The sequence below is a fragment of the Streptomyces sp. ADMS genome, assembly GCF_033441795.1.
Lineage (GTDB): Bacteria > Actinomycetota > Actinomycetes > Streptomycetales > Streptomycetaceae > Streptomyces.
On sequence record NZ_JAVFVX010000011.1, the window covers coordinates 1 to 2,015 of the forward strand.

2 protein-coding genes and 1 pseudogene are annotated in these 2,015 nt (G+C 70.0%); 2 read left to right on the plus strand and 1 reads right to left on the minus strand.

Annotation, left to right across the window (positions count from 1 at the left end; genetic code table 11):
* On the plus strand, positions 1-436 hold a 436-nt coding region (locus RB628_RS07315; RefSeq protein ID WP_318319474.1), incomplete at its 5' end, for a peptidoglycan-binding domain-containing protein.
* 85 nt (positions 437-521) lie between these two features.
* On the opposite strand, the pseudogene RB628_RS07320 reads toward RB628_RS07315, so the two are convergent.
* Positions 522-653: pseudogene (locus tag RB628_RS07320) on the minus strand (DALR anticodon-binding domain-containing protein); the annotation flags it as partial.
* Between the two features lie 328 nt (positions 654-981).
* Between RB628_RS07320 and RB628_RS07325 the strand changes: the two are divergent.
* A complete protein-coding gene (locus RB628_RS07325; RefSeq protein WP_318319475.1) occupies positions 982-1,959 on the plus strand; it encodes an NAD(P)-dependent alcohol dehydrogenase in 978 nt (325 codons plus the stop codon).
* The last annotated feature ends 56 nt before the right edge of the window (positions 1,960-2,015 follow it).

Here is a 2,015-nt window from a genome sequence, read left to right on the forward strand (position 1 = left end):
TCTCACGAAGGCACTCGTCAGTGCCACCGCCGCGGTCGGGATCGCCGCCGGCGGCTTGGCCACTGCGGGCACCGCCATGGCGGCACCCGCGCCGGCCCAGCAGCAGGCGGCGAGCGGTGAGGTCGGCACGCTCGCGGTGGTCAACCTGGGGCTGAACACCGCCCGAGCCAAGAACTGGCAGTGCTGGCTGCGCGACCTGGGTTACAACCCCGGCACGATCGACGGGCAGCTGGGCACCAACAGTTGGAAGGCGGCGCAGAGCAGGTTCAAGAACCTGGGCTACTACGACGATTCCATCGACGGAATCGTCGGACCCAACACGATCAAGGCACTGCAGAAGTACCTGAACTGGCAGGGCGCCGACCTTGAAGTCGACGGGATCGCCGGACCGGAGACCAAGGCCGAGTTCTGGGACTTCAACGCCACCGGCTGCTGAGCCGACCCGACGACCGCACACACGCCGCGGCCCGTCCTCCCACCGGGGAGAGGACGGGCCGCGTGCCGTGTCCCGACGCGGCCCAGAGCCGCTCGGGCGTCCGGATGCCCAGCAGGTCCATACCCTGGTGCAGCGTGCGGGCCATGACGTCGCACAGGGAGAGGCGGCTCTCCACTTGCTGCGGCGTCTCAGCCTTCGGGACCGGGCACTTGTCGTAGCCGGAGCAGCCCGCCAAGCGCTGCCCGGCCTCCGACGGAAGAGACGTCTCCGTGCTCGAACTCGCAGATGGTGGCCGGGGGAAGGCCTCGTTCCGTACGTTCCGCCGTCGGCCCGGGGCCGGTCACCAGGCCCCTGCGTGCACCGCTCGTCGGATTCGAGCATGCCGAACAGCGCCAGCACCGAGCCGACCACCACAACGCCGAACGAGATCCCGGCCTCGACCCACAGGAAGCACACGGCAGTTGATCGGTCATCCGCGCACAGTACTGCCGAGTGCCGGCGCACTGCCGCTGTGGAACAAGCCGCACCCCCGTTAAAGTGCGCCCATGAAGGCAGCGGTGCGCAGCCGGTACGGCCCCCCGGACGTCGTCCGGATCGTCGAGATGGACAGACCCCCGGTCGGAGATCACGACGTTCTGGTGAGGGTGCACGCCACCACCGTCAACCGCACCGACTGTGCCTATCGCGCCGCGAGGCCCTTCTTCATGCGCGCGTTCACCGGGCTCACCCGGCCGCGGCTCACCGTGCTCGGGACCGAGTACGCCGGAGTCGTGGAAGCGGTCGGCGGCGGCAGCATCGCGGACTTCTCCGTCGGTGACCGCGTGTTCGGGTACAACGAGGGCGCGTTCGGAGCGCATGCCGAGTATCTGGCCGTTCCGCACGACGGACCCATCGCGACCATGCCGGCCGGCATGACCTTCGAGGAGGCCGCTCCCGGTACCGAGGGCGCGCACTACGCGCTGGCGTTCATCACGAAGGCGGGCGTCGGGGCCGGGCACGACGTCCTCGTCTACGGCGCGGCCGGCGGTATCGGCTCGGCGGCGGTGCAGTTGCTGAAGCAGCGCGGGGCCACCGTGACCGCGGTGTGCGACACGGCGCGTCTGGAGCTGGTGAAGGGGCTCGGCGCGGATCGGGTCGTCGACCGCACGGCCCAGGACTTCACCCGGGACGAGCAGCGCTACGACGCGGTGTTCGACGCTGTCGGCAAGAGTACGTTCGGGCGCTGCAGGCGGCTGTTGAAGCCCGGCGGGGTGTATCTGTCCTCGGAGTTGGGCCCTGGCGGGCAGAACCTGCTGCTGCCGCTGGTCACGCCCCTGTTCCGGGGCCGGAAGGTGAGGTTTCCCTTTCCCACGCAGGACCAGGCGATGGTGCGGTACTTCCGGGAACTGATGGAGGCCGGCGCGTTCCGTCCTGTCATCGACCGGCGGTACCCGCTGGAGCGGATCGGCGACGCGTACCGGTATGTCGAGACCGGGCAGAAGACCGGGAACGTGGTCGTCACCGTCGTACCGCCCCCGGACTGACCCGGAGGACCGCCGGAGGACCGCCGGAGGACCGCCGGAGGACCGCCGGAGGACCG